The 16,267-nt window shown below is 68.1% G+C and carries 14 protein-coding genes; 7 read left to right on the forward strand and 7 right to left on the reverse strand.

Annotated elements, in window-relative coordinates:
* Positions 1 to 52: 52 nt before the first annotated feature.
* Together H0X95_RS29435 and H0X95_RS29440 are read right to left on the reverse strand one after the other, a co-directional pair.
* On the reverse strand, positions 53 to 994 hold the full coding sequence (locus H0X95_RS29435) for an ABC transporter substrate-binding protein (protein ID WP_058903895.1): 942 nt from the start codon (positions 992 to 994) through the stop codon (positions 53 to 55).
* A 96-nt stretch (positions 995 to 1,090) separates the two neighbouring features.
* Positions 1,091 to 2,212 carry a TauD/TfdA family dioxygenase gene (locus H0X95_RS29440; RefSeq protein WP_059723832.1) on the reverse strand — a complete coding sequence of 374 codons (1,122 nt, stop codon included), beginning with the start codon at positions 2,210 to 2,212 and terminating at the stop codon, positions 1,091 to 1,093.
* 405 nt (positions 2,213 to 2,617) lie between these two features.
* On the opposite strand from H0X95_RS29440, the gene H0X95_RS29445 reads away from it, so the two are divergent.
* The gene (locus H0X95_RS29445; protein ID WP_059723833.1) at positions 2,618 to 4,060 is read left to right on the forward strand and encodes an MFS transporter; all 1,443 of its coding nucleotides are present in this window, start codon (positions 2,618 to 2,620) and stop codon (positions 4,058 to 4,060) included.
* 50 nt (positions 4,061 to 4,110) lie between these two features.
* Positions 4,111 to 5,379 carry an ATP-grasp domain-containing protein gene (locus tag H0X95_RS29450; protein ID WP_048985972.1) on the forward strand — a complete coding sequence of 423 codons (1,269 nt, stop codon included), beginning with the start codon at positions 4,111 to 4,113 and terminating at the stop codon, positions 5,377 to 5,379.
* Between the two features lie 17 nt (positions 5,380 to 5,396).
* Here the strand turns inward: H0X95_RS29450 and H0X95_RS29455 are convergent, their stop codons facing one another.
* On the reverse strand, positions 5,397 to 6,272 hold the full coding sequence (locus H0X95_RS29455) for a LysR family transcriptional regulator (RefSeq protein WP_006491158.1): 876 nt from the start codon (positions 6,270 to 6,272) through the stop codon (positions 5,397 to 5,399).
* 166 nt (positions 6,273 to 6,438) lie between these two features.
* On the opposite strand from H0X95_RS29455, the gene H0X95_RS29460 reads away from it, so the two are divergent.
* Positions 6,439 to 7,383 carry a hypothetical protein gene (locus H0X95_RS29460; RefSeq protein ID WP_059723835.1) on the forward strand — a complete coding sequence of 315 codons (945 nt, stop codon included), beginning with the start codon at positions 6,439 to 6,441 and terminating at the stop codon, positions 7,381 to 7,383.
* A 37-nt stretch (positions 7,384 to 7,420) separates the two neighbouring features.
* Positions 7,421 to 8,629, forward strand: coding sequence for an ATP-grasp domain-containing protein (locus tag H0X95_RS29465; protein WP_059723837.1), 1,209 nt, complete (start codon positions 7,421 to 7,423; stop codon positions 8,627 to 8,629).
* Here H0X95_RS29465 and H0X95_RS29470 read toward each other — a convergent pair.
* The gene (locus tag H0X95_RS29470; RefSeq protein ID WP_059723838.1) at positions 8,613 to 9,809 is read right to left on the reverse strand and encodes an MFS transporter; all 1,197 of its coding nucleotides are present in this window, start codon (positions 9,807 to 9,809) and stop codon (positions 8,613 to 8,615) included. The genes H0X95_RS29465 and H0X95_RS29470 overlap by 17 nt on opposite strands.
* 95 nt (positions 9,810 to 9,904) lie before the next feature.
* On the opposite strand from H0X95_RS29470, the gene H0X95_RS29475 reads away from it, so the two are divergent.
* Positions 9,905 to 10,798 (forward strand): LysR substrate-binding domain-containing protein, encoded by an 894-nt coding sequence (locus H0X95_RS29475; protein WP_059723840.1) that lies wholly within the window; start codon positions 9,905 to 9,907, stop codon positions 10,796 to 10,798.
* 150 nt (positions 10,799 to 10,948) lie between these two features.
* On the opposite strand, the gene H0X95_RS29480 is transcribed toward H0X95_RS29475, so the two are convergent.
* The 3 genes from H0X95_RS29480 to H0X95_RS29490 all read right to left on the reverse strand — a co-directional run bounded on the left by H0X95_RS29480 (position 10,949) and on the right by H0X95_RS29490 (position 13,578).
* Positions 10,949 to 11,182 carry a hypothetical protein gene (locus tag H0X95_RS29480; RefSeq protein ID WP_059723842.1) on the reverse strand — a complete coding sequence of 78 codons (234 nt, stop codon included), beginning with the start codon at positions 11,180 to 11,182 and terminating at the stop codon, positions 10,949 to 10,951.
* Between the two features lie 108 nt (positions 11,183 to 11,290).
* The gene (locus H0X95_RS29485; RefSeq protein WP_059723843.1) at positions 11,291 to 12,193 is read right to left on the reverse strand and encodes an NAD(P)-dependent oxidoreductase; all 903 of its coding nucleotides are present in this window, start codon (positions 12,191 to 12,193) and stop codon (positions 11,291 to 11,293) included.
* Positions 12,194 to 12,249: 56 nt separating this feature from the next.
* Entirely contained in the window at positions 12,250 to 13,578 is a 1,329-nt protein-coding gene (locus H0X95_RS29490; RefSeq protein ID WP_196446309.1) for an MFS transporter, read from the reverse strand.
* Between the two features lie 365 nt (positions 13,579 to 13,943).
* Between H0X95_RS29490 and H0X95_RS29495 the strand changes: the two genes are divergently transcribed.
* On the forward strand, positions 13,944 to 14,864 hold the full coding sequence (locus H0X95_RS29495) for a LysR family transcriptional regulator (protein ID WP_006485547.1): 921 nt from the start codon (positions 13,944 to 13,946) through the stop codon (positions 14,862 to 14,864).
* 296 nt (positions 14,865 to 15,160) lie between these two features.
* The gene (locus H0X95_RS29500; RefSeq protein WP_006493819.1) at positions 15,161 to 16,264 is read left to right on the forward strand and encodes a tartrate dehydrogenase; all 1,104 of its coding nucleotides are present in this window, start codon (positions 15,161 to 15,163) and stop codon (positions 16,262 to 16,264) included.
* Positions 16,265 to 16,267: the final 3 nt, after the last annotated feature.

The following is a 16,267-nucleotide window of genomic DNA, read 5'->3' on the forward strand; positions in this document are numbered from 1 at the left end:
CACGGTGCAGCCGAACGGCGGCCGATCACGCAAGCGCCGCCGCGTGCCGTGTTCAGGTGCGCGGCAACCCCGGCGGATTGGTCTGCGACCGGTCGATCGCCTCGGCATCCAGCCGCCAGTGATCGAGCGCTTTCCGGTAGCTGCCGTTCGCGATCAGCGCATTGATCGCGAGCGTCAGCGGCTCGGCCAGGCCGCTGCCCTTGCGGGTCGTGATCGCGATGTCCGCGGTGCGCGGCCAGCCGCCGCTGACGGTGCCGATCAGCTTCGCATCGCCGCGCAGCGACGCCTGGTACGCGAGCATCGAGTTCACGCTGAAGATCGTGTCGACCCGGCCCGACTGCAGCGCGACCCACCGCTCGGCCGCATCCGCGTAATACTGGATCTCGACCGGCGCGAGGCCGCGCGCGACGTTCTGCCGGTTCCATTCGAGCAGGATCTTTTCCTGGTTCGTGCCCGAATCGGTCACGACGCGCAGCCCGGCGACATCCTTCGGCTCGCGGATCGCGGCCAGCCTGCTGCCGGTTTTCACGTAGAAGCCGAGCTGGTCCTTGCGGTAGGTCGAGAAGTCGAACTTCTCCTTGCGCTGCTCGGTGACCGTCACGTTCGAGATCACCGCGTCGACCTTGCCGGACTGCAGCGCGAGCGGCCAGTCGGCCCACGCGAGCGGCACGATCTTCAGCTTGCGGCCGAGGCTGTCCGCGATCAGTTGCGCGAGATCGGGATCGAAGCCGACCACCGTGCGCGCGTCGGTCGCATAGGTACTGAGCGGCGGCAGGTTCGGCGCGATGCCGATCGTCAGCGTATTCGCTTCGGCAAACCGGAAACCGGCCGGCAACGCCTGCTCGACCGCCGGGTTCACGGCGCCGCGCTGCCGGGCCGGCTGCTCGGGGCTCAGGTCGAACGACGCGGCCTGCGCGGCGAAGGCGCTGCCGGCGATCAGCGCGGCAGCCAGCAAGCGGGCAACGTGTGTCACGGGAAAAGCGCGGCTTCTCATGTCTGGTGGAATCCCTTTTTATTCGATGATGCGTGGCGCACGCGCGGGCGGCGGTTCGGTGACGTTCCGCGTACCTTGCCGCCCGGCCCGGCTCCTTTATGCAGGCGTCGCTTCGAGTTCGACCGCGGCCGCACGCCGCGGTGCCGGTTGCACGACGGGCGCCGGCTGCCTCGCCTGCGCCGACTCGCCCGCATACAGCGCCCTCGGGTCGAACACGCGCGCCTGCAGCGGCGTGAACGCACGGAAATTCCACAGGCTGCGCGCGACGAACACACGCTGCACCCAGCGGAACGCGCGATCGTTCTCGTCGTACTGCGGGTCGAAGCGGTCGCGCGAATGCAGCGTGAAGTGGTTGTTGATCAGCACCAGCTTGCCCGGCGACACCTGCACGCCGAACGACACCTCGCGCACCGCGCGATACAGGTTGGCCAGCGCTTCCTGCGCGCGCGGGTTGACCGCCAGCACCATGTCCGGATAGAACGCGACCGTCACGCGCGGCGCATCGAGCGGCCCCGACAGCACCGCGCTCAGGTCGGTGTTGTCGCGCGGCGTCGGCGCCGCGCCGCGCCACCGGTACGGCACGCGGATGATGTAGTGCTCGCCGTAGAGTTGCGCAATGTCGTCCGGCGACAGCAGTTGCAGCGCGCGACGCGCATCGGCGAGCCGCGTGTACGGGCCGCCGCCCGCCTCGCTGCGCACGCCGAGCAGCAGCAGCGCGAACGGCGACGTGTCGCCTTCCGGCATGTGCGCCTGCGCGGCGTTCTCGATATGGAAGTCGAGCTCGACCTCGGAACCGAGGCCCGTGTAGTCGCGCGCGGTCGCCTTGTGCGGCGTCAGGTTGTTCACCAGCTCGCGGCCTTCGTGCGCGATCGAGTACGGCTCGCCGGCCAGCGTGCTCAACGCGACCAGCACGTTCTCGCTCAACACGCCGGCCTTGAACGAGCGGCCGGTTTCCTCGAACCGCGGGCTGCCCGTCACGCCGTCGTCGATCGGCAGGTTGTCGATCTCGATCGAGCCGTGCGCGTCGGCGGTCGGCGCCTTCGCCCGATCGAATGCGTCGACGACCCGGTCAGGAAACGCGTTGTAGGCAAGCTTGCGGACCGCGCTGATATAACCGGCGCCGCCGGCCGGGTCGTAGTCGAGCGCGCCGAGCGTCGTGCGGATATGAGCGGATTCCACTGCCGTCAAAGCGATGCGTTCATCTGCGAGATAGGTCATAGGTCTCTCGTATAAAGATCTGGTTCGAAGAGCGGCGTGGCATCACCGCCGCGCTCCACCGTCCTCGGGGCGAAGCGCTCGACAAGACTAGGAGACCGTCATTGCATTGCGAAATGATATTAATTCGATTGCAAACGAAAATTATCGATATAAGTTCAGCAATCCGGGCGGAACCGGTTCACGTCGTTTGCACCTGCCCTTAACACGAATACTTGTTAAAAAATCGCTGCTTATTATTTGTATTCGCCAACGGGTCGATGCTAGTTTTCTGTCGGATTCGACGATGCGGCCGGCGCCCGACGGGCAGCCGGCTTCCTCTATCCGCCCTACGGGAACCCGCCAGATGAATCGATACCGCCTGCCGCACCCGACGTCGCACACGTCCCGCCCGCACCGGGAGCCGCGATGAACGATCGCGCCCCGGCGCTCGACCGCGTCGACCATCCACCTGCCGCCGCCGCGGCTGTGCCGCATACGTCGCTGCGCGCCATCTTCCCGACCGTCGCGGCCGCGAGCCTGGGCTTCGCGATCGTCCAGCTCGACGTGACCGTCGTCAACGTCGCGATTCCGAGCCTCGGTCAGGCGTTCGGATCGAGCGTTCATGGGCTGCAGTGGATCGTCGATGCGTACACGCTGTCGTTCGCCGCGCTGCTGCTGACGTCGGGCACGCTGGCCGACCGCTTCGGCAGCCGCCGGCTGTTCGCGTACGGTCTTGCGCTGTTCCTGCTCGCGTCGCTCGGCTGCGCGCTCGCGCCGTCGCTGGCGGCGCTGGTCGCCGCGCGGGTCGCGCAAGGCGTCGGCGCCGCGATGATCCTGCCCACGTCGCTCGCGCTCATCACGCATGCGTGCGCCAACGACGCCGCCGCGCGCGTGAAAGCCGTCGCGTGGTGGAGCGCGACGGGCGGCGCGATCAGCGCGGCCGGCCCGACGCTCGGTGGCCTGCTGATCGATTCGCTCGGCTGGCGCGCGATCTTCTTCATCAACCTGCCGATCTGCGCGCTCGGGCTGTGGCTCACGCTGCGCCACGTGCGGGATTCGGCCGCCGCGCGCACCCGGCTGTTCGATCCGGCCGGCCAGATCGTTGCGGTACTCGTGCTCGGGTTGCTGACGGGCGGGATCATCCGCGCCGGTGCGCACGGGATCAGCGACCCGTATGCGGCCGGTGCGCTGCTCGCGTCGGCCGCACTCGGTGCGCTGTTCGTCGCGATCGAACGGCGCGTGGCCGCGCCGATGCTGCAGCTCGCGTTCTTCCGGATCGCCCGCGTGCCGGGCGTGCTCGCGATCGGCGCGATCACGAATGCGGCGTTCTACGGGCTGATCTTCTCGCTCAGCCTCTATTTCCAGAACGCGCGCGGCTTCACGGCGACCGAATCGGGGCTCGCGCTCGCGCCGCTCACGGTCATCATGCTCGCCAATATCGCGAGCGCACGGCTCGCGGTCCGCTACGGGTTTCGCGCGACCGTGATCGTCGGGCTCGCCGTGTCGCTCGCCGGCTACGTGTGGCTGTGGCAAACGCTCGCCGCGCACACGCCGTATGCGCTGCTGGCGCCCGGGCTCGCGGCGATGGCGGTCGGCGGCGGCATCGCGATTCCCGCGCTGACGTCGACGCTGCTCGGCAGCGTCGAGGCCGGCCGCTCGGGCACCGCGTCCGCGATTCTCAATACCGCGCGCCAGGTCGGCGCCGCGATCGGCGTCGCGGCACTCGGCGCGCTGGTCGCCGGCCAGGGCGCGGCCATCGTGGCCGGCGCCGCGCATGCGTTCGCCGTCGCGGCCGCGCTCGTCGCGATCTGTGTCGTGCTGGCCGTGCGCTGGCCCCGCGACACTCCCGTTACCGGCACGCGGGCCTGAGCGCGCTGCCGCACGACGTCCTTCAACCGCCCCATCCGAGCGAGGAATCCATGCAGCATCGCTTCATCGATACCGTCCTGATCGTCGACGGCGCGTCGACCGCCGCCTATCTGGCCCCCGCGTTTCGCGCATACGGCATCCGTTGCGCGCATGTGATCAGCGACCCCGATCTGCCCGCAATCTACCGGAACCAGTTCGTGCCGTCCGACTACGTCCGCCAGGTCCAGCATCGCGGCGACATCGACGCGACGCTCGCGCAACTGGCCGACCTGCGGATCGGCGCGGTGCTGCACGGCCTCGACGCGGCGCTCGAGCTGGCCGACACGCTCGCCGAGCGGCTCGACGTGCCCTATCGCAACCCGCTCGCGACCTCCGCCGCACGACGCGACAAGTTCGCGATGAACGAGCGCATTCGCGCGGCCGGGTTGCGTGCGCCGGCGCACTTCCACAGCACGTCGGTCGACGAAGCGCTCGCTTGGGCGCGCGCGCAGGGCACGCTGCCGCTCGTCGTGAAGCCGGCGCGCAGCGCGGGCGTGACCGGCGTGAAGATCTGCCGGACGCTCGCGCAGGTCGAGGCCGCCGCGCGCGACGTGCTGGCGACCCGTTCGCTGTACAACCAGCCGAACGACGACATCGTGATCCAGAGCTATTCCGAAGGGCAGGAATACATCGTCGACTCGGTGTCGTTCGAGGGCCGCCATCGCGTGGTCAGCCTGTGGGAGGTGCATCGCGACCGCACGCACGCGCCGCGGCTCGACAAGATGCTGGTGCTGAACCATGCCGACCCGCGCTACGCACCGCTGCTCGACTACGCGGCCGACGTGCTCGACGCGCTGGACGTGCGCTTCGGGCCGACCCATCTGGAGCTGTTCGATACGGCCGACGGTCCGACGATCGTCGAGCTGAACGCGCGGCTGCACGGCAGTCTCGATCCACGGCTGACGAGCGCGGTCAGCGGCGAGAATCACGTGTCGGCCGCCGTCGAAGCGGTGCTGCATCCGGAACGGCTGTTCGGCGAGATCACCGCGCCGACGGATTTTCGCGGCTACTGCGGGCACGTGCTGCTGCTGTCGTCGCGCAACGGGGTGCTGCGGCAGGATTTCACGTGGCAGGCGATCCAGGCGCTGCCGTCGTTCGTCGGGCTCAAGCAGTGGATCAAGGTCGGCGACACGCTGCGCGTGACCACCGACCTGCAGACCGCCCTCGGCACGGTCGGCCTGTACAGCCCGACCTTCGAGCGGCTGCTCGAGGATTGCCGGCGGATTCGCGAAATCGAGGCCGACTTCTTCGCGGACGAACGCGCGGTCGCGCCGGCCTAGGGCCGGATCGTCTCGCGTCAGCGCGCGAGCAGCGCACCCGCCTGCCGGCCGAGCACCGCGCGCAACGCGTCGAGTTCGGGCAGCGCGGGCGCTTCGTCGGGCGTGACGAGATAGGTCGTCACGCTGTCGAGATCGTCGAACGCGTGCGTGCGCAGTTCCTTGCGCGCCACGTGCTCGGTCGTGATCCGTTTCGGCAGGATCGCGACGCCCATCCCGGCCGCCACGCAGCCGAGAATCGCGCCGAACGTGCCGAACGACGACACCGACTCGATCGCGACGCCGCGCGCCTTCAGCCAGTGTTCCGCGACCGCGCGATACGGACAGCCGTCGTGAAACGCGAGCAAGCGCACCGTGTTGTCGGCCAGTAACTGCCGGCGCGTGACGGTCGCCGCGCTCACCAGCACCATGTCTTCCGCGAATGCGGGCTCGTAACGCAGCCCGGGCCGGACAACCGCGCGAGCGGTCAACGCCGCGTCGATCCGGCCGCGCAACAGCGCCTCGGCCAGATCCGGCTCGCTGCCGATCTGCACCGCGAGGCCGAGCGCCGGGTCGCGCTCCTTCAGCGCGGCGGCCAGCGCCGGCAGCCGCGTGGCGGCGGTGCTCTCCATCGATCCCAGCCGGAAGCTGCGGGCGACCGGCGTTTCGCGCACCACCTGCGTCGCTTCGTCGACGAGGCGCAGGATGCGGTCGCAATACGGCATCAGCCGGCGCCCGGCGTCGTTCAGCACCAGCCGCTTGCCGTGCCGGTCGAACAGCGGCGCGTCGAGCGACTCTTCGAGCTGGCGCAGCCGCGCCGTGACGTTCGATTGCGTGCAGCCGAGCCGTTCGGCCGCGCGCAGCGCGCTGCCTTCCTGCACGACGGCCCGGAAAGTTTCGAGCAGAGGGATGTTCATATCGGTTTCTCTTGTTACCGATTCAGTTTATATCATTTTACTTCGCCAATCATCCGGATTAGCCTAGCGGGTATTCCCTGCCGGCCGGCCCTTTTCAAGGAATCCGCATGCCATTCGCTGCCTGCTTCGGCTTCACCCCCGTTCGCCGCCGGCTCGAGGTTCGTCCGTGCGCGCACTGATCGCCGCGCTGGTGCGGCGTGGCCCGACCGTGCTCGCGTGCGGCGTCGGCCTCGGGCTGCTGGTGCCGCCGCTCGCGGCGCTCGCGCGGCCGTTGATGCCCGTTACCGTGTTCCTGTTCGTGCTCGGCACGCTGCTGCGGGTCGAGCCGAGCGCGGTGCGCGCGGTCGCGCGGCGGCCGGCCGTGTCGCTGCTGCTGCCCGCCGTGACGATGATCGCGTGTCCGGTCGCGCTCGGCATCGCCGCGCGGCTCGCCGGCCTGCCGTACGACTGGGTTGTCGCGCTGGTGATCGCATACTGCGCGCCGCCGTCGAGCGGTACGTCGACGATCGCACGGATGCTGTCGCTCGACGCAAGCGTCGCGCTCGTCGCGACCCTCGCGTCGATGGTGTTCGTGCCGCTGACCGCACCGCTGCTGACCGCGTGGTTCAGCCACGACGCGGCCGTGTCGATCTCGCCGTCGAGCCTCGCGCTGCGGCTCGCGCTGCTGATCGGCAGCGCCGAGGGCGTCGCGCTGCTCGTGCGCCGCTTTGCCGGCGCGCGGCTCGCACGCCATGCGACGCCGATCGACGCAATCGTCGTCGTCGCGCTGCTGATATTCGCGCTCGGCACGATGGCCGGCATGCAGCAGTCGATCATCGACGCACCGCACCGCGCACTGGCCGCGATCGCCGTTGCGTTCGCCGTCAACGCGGGTTTCCAGATCGTCGCGTACGGGCTCACGCCCGGCGACGTCCGCACGCGCCTGAACGTCGCGCTGATCGTCGCCAACCGCAACGTCGGGCTGATGTGGGCCGCGCTCGGGCTGGCCGCCACGCCGACCATGGCGCTCGTGTTCGCGTGCGCGCAGTTGCCGATCTATACGCTGCCGCGCGTCGTCCAGCATCTGCTGCCGCGCCTCGAAGCCCAGCGCCTGCGCAGGCGCGCACGCTAGCCGGCTTTCCTCTTTCGCCCTCGATCAAGGATTCCTCATGAAGCGACTCATCGTGATCGGTGCACGCGCCACCGGCAGCAGCATCGCGCTGGTGCGCGGCGCCCTCGCACGCCAGGTGGCCGTGACCGTCGTCACCGCGCCCGGCCATCGTCTCGACGGCGTGTTTCCGGACGGCGTCGAGACGGTCAACCTCGCGCCCGACGCCGGCCAGCTCGCCGGCTGGCTGCGCGCGCGCTATCCGGACGAACTCGACACGCTGCGCGTGACGACCGCGCACGACACCTATGCGCGCACCGCCGCGTGGGTCGCCGATGCGCTCGGGCTGCCCGGCCCCGATGCACGGCACGTCGCGCACGCGGTGTCGAAGTCCAACCAGAAGGCGCTGCTCGCCGCGCACGGCATCCCGGCCGCGCAGTTCGTCGCGGGCACGCTGGCCGCGCCGGCGGCGCTCGCGGCCGCGGCCGCGCCGTTGCGCTTTCCGGTCGTCGTCAAGCCAGCGGAAGGCTCCGCGAGCGACGGCGTGCGCCGCTGCGAGGACATCGCCGCCGTGCGCGCGCAGCTCGACGCACTCGCTGCCGTGCGGGCCGATGCCCCGTCGCTTGCGACCGAACGCGTCGTCATCGAGGAGTTCCTGGACGGCAGCGAATACTGCGTCGAGTATTTCGACGGCCGCTATGTCGGCGCGCTGCGCAAGCTGAAGCGGCATGGCGCCGGCTTTCTCGAACGCGGCTATACGTCCGAACTCGATCTCGACGCCGACACGCTGCGCGCGCTGATCGACGTCGGCACGCGTGCGACGGCCGCCGCCGGGCTCACGTGGGGGCCCGTGCATCTCGACTGCATCGTGCATGATCGCGTGCCGCACGTGATCGAACTGAACCCGCGTATCGCGGGCAGCTTCATCTGCGACATCGTGCGCGACGGGTACGGCTTCAACGTGGTCGAAGCGTTGCTCGACAAGCTCGACGGCAGGACGGTGACGATTCCCGCGCTGTTCGAGCCGCACGCGTATGCGCGCGCCGAATTCCTGCTCGACAGCGATCCCGGCGCGTGGCGCTTCGCGCAGGCCGGGGAGATCGACGACGGAGCGGTCAGGATCAGCTACGGACCGCAAGTGCTGCCCGATCGGGAGCGGCGTGCGTTTCTTTATGTGCGGGTGGCGTTGCCGGCCGGGTATGATCCGGCGGACAGCGCGGGAGCGGCGGGTGCGCGCGGCGAGTTGAAATCGACTACCGAGTCGGCCTGACTTCAGGCGAGCGAGATTTGCTTGCGCCGGCAGGCGGCGTCCCGCCCCAGAAGAAAAACACGAGCGCGCCCGCGATCGCCTGTGCGCCGACGACGAACGCGACGCAGCCCGCCCAGCCCCAGCGATTCCATGCGGGAACAGGCAGGACCGAGCCGAGACTTCCGCCAAGGTAATAGAAGGAAAGGTAGATGCCGATCGCCGTCGATCGTGCCCCGCGTGCCACCCGCGAGATGAACGCATTGGCCGACGCCTGCTCGACGAACACCGCGGTTGAACTGAGCGCGAGACCGGTCAGGATCGCACTGACGCTGCTCGACAGCGTGAGCAATGCACCGACGATCGCGAGCCCGGTCGCCGCAAGCGCGAGATCGCGCGGGCCGCGTTGCGCCGCGACGCGGCCCGCGAGCGGTGTGACGACCACCGCGACGAGAAATACCGCATAGATCGCGCCGATCTCGACCGTATCGAAGCCAAATGGCGCACCGGCCAGCCGCAGTCCGACAAACGTGAACGTCGCGACCTGCGATGCGAGCACGCATGCGCCGACCAGAAACGACGCCAGCAGCGGGCCGCGTGTCAAGAGCTTCCGGCGCGGCGTCGCCACGCCATCGCCATCCGGACGCGCGACGTCGGACCTCGGCAAGCACGCGTGGATCGCGAGGCCCGTCGCGAGACACAGGAACGCGATGAAATCGAGCGCGTGACGCCAGCCGAACGCGGACGTCAGGATATTGGTCACGAAGCGCCCGGCGAATCCGCCGAGCGTCGTACCGGCGACGAACAGTGCGCTGACCTCCGTCGCCGCGTCGTGGCTGAAGATCTCGCCGATACAGGCGATCGAGATCGCGAAGATGAACGGCATCAGCATGCCTGCGGCAAAGCGGGCGGCGAGAAACGATGAAAAGTGCGCCGTGTGCCCCGACCACAGAACGGGAAGCGCACACGCCACGGCGGCGCACGAAATGACCGTCCGGCGATCGAAGCGGGCGGCCAGCGTACCGACGAACGGAGCGATAATGGCAACCGCCAAGGTAGTGGCGCTGATGCCCTGGCCGGCCTGTTCGGCGCTCACGTTGAAGGCCGCGGCGAGTTCGTGCAGGATGCCCTGCGTCGAATAAAGATTGATAAATGCCGCGAACCCGCACAGGAAAAATGCGAATCGGATGGTTCTGTTGCCCACGGGTGATGCCCTCTCTGATGTGGGTGATAGTCTGACGAGCGGGCGGTACGCGTGCCAATACTGTTTTCGTGGCCATTGATACCGAAACGACAAAAATGCTCGACCTACGCCGCCTCCGCTATTTCGTGACCGTCGCCGACGAATTGCACTTCGGACGCGCGGCGTTGCGTTTGCGTATCGCCCAGCCGCCTTTGACGCGCCATATCGCCGCGCTGGAAGCCGACCTCGGCATCCGGCTGTTCGAGCGGTCCACGCGCGCGGTGCAGCTCACGCCGGCCGGCGCGCTGTTTCTCGAACAGGCGAGAACCGTCGTTCATGCGGTCGACGAGGCGGAGGCGACCGCGCGCAAGATGGCGCAGGGTATGGTCGGCCGTGTCGTGATCGGCTATGCAAGCTCCATCCCGATGTCCGACGCGTTTTCGGACATCATCCGCAACGTGAGCCGCAGCATGCCGGAAGTCGAGTTGGCGTTTCGGGAGGTATCGACCGCCAGTCAGCGCCAGCAGATCGCCGACGGCACGCTGGACATCGGCTTCGGCTGGTCAACGGCGACGACGTCCGGCGAGCGCATCCGCTCCCTCGTCGTGTCGCGGGCACCGCTCGTCGCCGCGGTGCCGGCCCGGAGCCGATACGCAGGCAACGCGACGATCGCGTTCCGCGAACTCGCGATGGAGAACTTCGTCACGTTCCCTTCCGGGTACGGTTCCGCGCTGAACGCCGCGCTCGAGGATCTGTGCGCGCATGAAGGCGTGACGCCGCGGATAGGACCGACCGCGTCGCAGATCACGACACTGGTGTCGCTGGTGGCGGCGGAACGCGGCGTCGCCATCGTGCCCGGCTTCACGTCGACGTTGCACCGCCCGGGCGTCGCTTACGTGCCGCTGGCGAGGCCGCACGTGCTCGAGCTGGTCGTCACGTGGTCCGAACCGTTTTCGTCGACCTGCGTCGAGCAATTCGTCGAGTTCGCCCGGTCGGTCGCGCCGGACTAGGCTTCCCGCTCCTGCTGCACGTACCACGATATCCGAGACGCATACGTTGACGTCGTACGTATGTGCATACGCTACGAGACCCGACTAAGCGGTGCACCATACGCGCGGCCGGAGCATGCGTGCGCACGGACGATTTCCGGATCGACCGGGCTATGTCCCGAAACGATCAAAGGTGGCGTGCATGGCTTCCAGGGCCCGTTTCCTCGGAATAGCCTGCTTCACTTTCTCGGCGAAGCTGTCGTAGATCGCATCGAACTGCTTGCTGTTGAAGCGCTGAATCGCGATCTTTTCGGCATCGTCTGCAATGGCCTTGTCATGCGAGTAGTACCCGAGGTGCACCTTGGTCATGAGGAACAGGCCGACGCAGATCAGTACGGCTACCACGGCAGCAATCGATTTCGTTCTTTTTGTCATCGGTCGTCGCACCCGCTACAAACGGGTTCCCGGATTTTTTCCGGCGATCCTGCCCCGCACGCACGACCGCCCGCCTCCTCAAAGCGACGCGCCGTCGTCGCGCGTGGGCCCCGCCATCAGCACATCGGTCAGTTTCAGCACCGGACAATGCGCGCCGGCCCCGGCAACGGCATCGCGGTACGTATCCGTGACGGCCGCCGCGATCGCATGGGCTGCATCGACGCCTTCGGCCATCGCCGAGTAGTACGACAGATCCTTCAGCGCATTCGCCATATGGAACGGCAGCGCGGACGTGTCGCCGGACTCCAGGAACGGACGCAGCCGGTTCAGCGCGGCGCCGCCGCCACCGCCGTTGGCGAGCACGTCGGCGAGCACCGCGACGTCCACGCCCGCGCGCTTCGCGCACGCGACGGCTTCCGACAGCAGCGCGATGGTCCCGAGCGAAACATAGTTGTGCAAAAGCTTCATGCTGTGGCCGGCCCCGACATCGCCGACGCACGTGATGTTTTCGGCGAAGCACGCGAGCACCGGCCGGATCTCCGCGAACAACCCGGGCGTCGCGCCGACCAGCAGGTTCAGCCGGCCCTCGTGAGCCTCCCTGGCGCCGCGCGTCATCGGCGCATCGACGAAGCGCCCGCCTGCCGCTTCGACGAGCCGCGCCATCCGGACGGTCGACTCGGGAACCGCGGTCGAACAATCGACGACGATCGCGTTGTCCTTCAGGCTGGCCAACACGCCGTCCTCGCCGGTGAGCACCGCTTCCACTTCGGGGGAACCCGTCACGCAGAGGATGACGACGTCCGCTTGCGCGGCCAGTTCGCGCGCGGTCCGCACGGTCCGGACGCCGCCCTGCAGCAGTTCGTCGAGCGGCTGGTTGCCCGGATGCTCGACGACCGTGAGCGGATAACCGTGCTTCAGCACGTTGCGCGCAATACCATGCCCCATCAAACCCACGCCGATCAGGCCAATCTGCTGTTTCATGTCATTCCCGTCAAAAAAGGCGCCGCGGCGCTGCGCCGCGGCGAACCGGATTGTCGTTACCGCTCGACCAGCCGCGCCGGCAGCAGCATCGTGAGGACGAGGCCCAGCAACAGGCACCCGACCATCAGGAACAGCGGCACGGCGAGATTGCCGGACAGCTGCTTCAGGTAGCCGACCGCATAGGGGCCGAAGAAACCGCCGAGGTTGCCGAACGAGCTGATCACCGCGATGCCCATCGATACCGATGCGGCGCCGAGCGCCGCGGTCGGCATGCTCCAGAACAGCGGCGGAAACGAGATGAGCCCCGCGTTCGCAATGCAAAGCGCGAACATCCCGAGCCACAGCTGATCGTGCCAGACGACCGACAGCCCGAGCCCCGTCGCGCCCATCAGCAGAAGCGCGGCGACGTGCAGCCGCCGTCCGCCGCGCCGGTCCGCGCTGCGCCCGAACAGGACCATCACGACCACGGCCACCGCGTTCGGCAGCGCGGCGAGCAGGCCGATCACGAAATCGCTGCCGATGCCCATCTGCTTGATCATCGTCGGCGCCCAGAACGTATAGCCGTAAATCGCGAAGACGTCGAGAAAGTAGATCACGCAGAACGCCCACACGAGCCAGCTCGAGAACACGCCGCGGTGCGCGACGGACTCGGTCGTCGCGCGGTCTTCCGCCAGTACGCGTGCGAGGACGGCGCGCTCCGCGTGCGAGAAGCGCGCGCTGCGCGTGACGTCGTCGTCGAGGCCTTTCCATACGTACAGCGCGGCCAGGAATGCCGGCAGCGCCTCGAGAATGAAGATCCATTTCCAGCCCGGTATCTGCATCGCCCCGTCGAAATACTGCAGGATGAAGCCGGTCAACGGCGATCCGATCAGGCCGGCCAGCGCCAGCGCCGCATAGAACATCGACAGGATCCGCGCGCGCCGCCGCCCCGGGAACGAACGCGCCATGTACAGCACGATGGCCGGGATGAAGCCGGCCTCGGCGACGCCGAGCAGGAAGCGCATCACGTAGAACTGCATCGGCGTGGACACGAACGCGGTCAATCCCGACACGATGCCCCACGACACGACGATCCGCGTGATCCAGCGCCGCGGCCCGACCCGCACCAGCAGCATGTTGCTCGGCACCTCGAAGATCACGTAGCCCAGAAAGAATATTCCGGCGCCGAAGCCGAACACCGCATCCGAAAAGCCCAGGTGCTGGCTCATCTGCAGCTTGGCGAAGCTGACGTTCACGCGGTCGATGTACGAAGTGACGTACGCGAACATCAGGATGGGCAGGATCTGCACGGCCAGCCGACGAAAGATCCGGTCCTCCTGCGCGAGGTCGTGCGCCGATGCCGGGGCGGCGAGGTCGCCCGGATCGCAGGTCGCGTCGATTTCCACGTTTGTCTCCGAAAGTTCATGGATGGCCCCGCGTGCAGTCGCTGTCGAGATAAGTGTGTGCGACAGGGGACCGTTCGAATCTACCGGCTGCCCCGGCCGCCCGATATGCGAAATCCTTCAAGCGGCACTTCGAATATCTCGAACGCATGCCCGCGCCGGCCATCGTACGGTGCAATGCACAAGCCACCGGAAAAACGGATTCTAGCGCCGATCGCCCGCGCGACACGGGCAGCCGCGGGATGATCGCGGCGTCGCGGTGTGCGGCGCACCATTCGCGGCCGCTCAGGGTTAGCACCACTTCGCCCGGCACCATGGAGCGCATCGATGGATGACATACTGGCCGCAGTGTCAACCGGAGTCCGCGCTTGTTCGATCTCACGTCCCTCGCCCTGTTCGTCCGTGCATCCGAGCTGGGCAGCCTGTCGCGCGCCGCGCAGCAGTCGCACATGTCGCTTTCCACCGCGAGCCGCCGCATCGCGCTGCTCGAGCATCACTTTCGCGTGGTGCTGCTGAACCGCACGGTGGCGGGCGTCGAACTCACGCCGGCCGGCGAAGCGCTGTTGCGTCACGCGACCGACCTGCTGCTGCGCACCGATGCGATCTACAGCGAGTTGTCCGACTATACGAAAGGCGCGGTCGGCCGCGTCCGCGTCTTCGCGAACATCTCGGCGATCAGCCAGGATCTTCCCGATCAGTTGCGCGCGTTCTCGCAGCGCTATCGCGACATCAAGCTGCAGATCAGCGAACTGAGAAGCGCCGACATCCTGCAGGCGCTGCGCGAAGGCCGTGCGGACGTCGGGATCGTCACGTCGCGCACCGCGACCGAAGGGATCCATCTCGCGCCCTACTGCATGGACCGGGCCAGCGTGGTCGTGCCCGACGACTACCCGCTGACCGGCGAGTCGATCGATTTCAGCGCGTTGCTCGACCACGATCTGGTCGCGCTCGACGACCGCTCGGAACTGACGCGCTCGCTCGTCAGGGAAGCGGCGCTGCTCGGCAAGTCGGTCCGCTTCCGCGTGCAGGTGCAGAGCTTCGAGGCGATGTGCCGGTTGATCGCCGCGGGGCAAGGCATCGGCATCCTGCCCGAGCGCGCGGTCGCGCTGTTTCGCGAACCGATGCGCCTGCGTTTCATTCGCCTGAACGATCCGTGGGCCAACCGCGTCATGTCGGTCGGCATCCGCGCGGGCGCCGTGCCGCTGCCGACGCGCAAGCTGTTCGAGTTCCTCGCGTCCTTCGCGCCGCCTTCGCTCGTGTCCGGCGAAGCCGGGCAGGCGGGCGACTGATACGCCGCCCCGCGCCCGCGCTCGCCGGCGTGTTGCAGATTTTCGAAGGTCCCGTTCGCGGATCCGCACTTCCTGCCCGCGCCTGCGACGAAGTAGATTCGACGGACCGATTCAACAGTCCGCCGGTTACCGCAACGGAAGAGACGCAGGAGACACGGCGACGCGATCCGACGTGAGCGGTGCAGCGTCGCGTATCGCAGGTCGCGCGGCCGTTCGACGCTGCGCGGTTCACGCCGCTCCCCGTGTCAGCCCCTCCCGTGCGGGACGCCAGCTTCGTCATGGAGGCTTCCCGCCATATGAAGAACCCGCACCGCATCGCCGTCATCGCCGGCGACGGCATCGGCAAGGAAGTGATGCCCGAAGGCATGCGCGTGTTGCGCGCTGCCGCCGACCGTTTCGACATTCCGCTCGCGTTCGACGAGTTCGGCGACTGGTGTACCGATCACTACGTTCGCCACGGCACGATGATGCCGGCCGACTGGGCGCGGCAGATCGGCGCGCACGACGCGATCTTCTTCGGCGCGGTCGGCGCGCCCGACATCGTGCCGGATCACGTCGCGGTATGGGAATCGCTGATCAAGATCCGGCGCGAGTTCGATCAATACGTGAACCTGCGTCCGGTGCGCCTGATGCCGGGCGTGCCCGCGCCGCTCGCCGGACGCCGGCCCGGCGACATCGATTTCATCGTCGTGCGCGAGAACACGGAAGGCGAGTATTCGTCGGTGGGCGGCCGGATGTTCACCGGGACCGACCGCGAAATCGCCGTGCAGCAGTCGGTTTTCTCGCGTGTCGGCGTCGACCGCGTGCTCCGGTTCGCGTTCGAGCTCGCCCGCTCGCGCCCGCGCAAGCAGCTGACGGCCGCGACGAAATCCAACGGCATCTCGATCACCATGCCGTTCTGGGACGAGCGCCTCGCGGAAATCGCGCGGTCGTTCCCGGACATCGAAACGCGCAAATATCACATCGACATACTGTGCGCACACTTCGTCCAGAATCCCGATCGCTTCGACGTCGTCGTCGCCTCCAACCTGTTCGGCGACATCCTGTCCGACCTCGGCCCCGCCTGTACCGGCACGATCGGCATCGCGCCGTCCGCGAACCTGAACCCCGAGCGCCGCTTCCCGTCGCTGTTCGAGCCGGTGCACGGCTCGGCGCCCGACATCGCCGGCCGCGGCATCGCCAATCCGATCGGGCAGATCTGGTCGGCCGCGTTGCTGCTCCAGCACCTCGGTCGCGGCGAATCGCGCTACGAAGCCGCGGCCGCCGAAATCGTCGCGGCGATCGAATCCGTGCTCGTCGCCGGCCCGCGCACCCGCGACATGGGCGGCACGGCCAGCACCGCGGAACTGGGCGCCGCGATAGCGCACACCATCGCGAATCCCGCATCGATCGAGGAATGACCC

Source organism: Burkholderia sp. 9779_493 (genome assembly GCF_015712215.1).
GTDB classification, from domain to species: domain Bacteria; phylum Pseudomonadota; class Gammaproteobacteria; order Burkholderiales; family Burkholderiaceae; genus Burkholderia; species Burkholderia cenocepacia.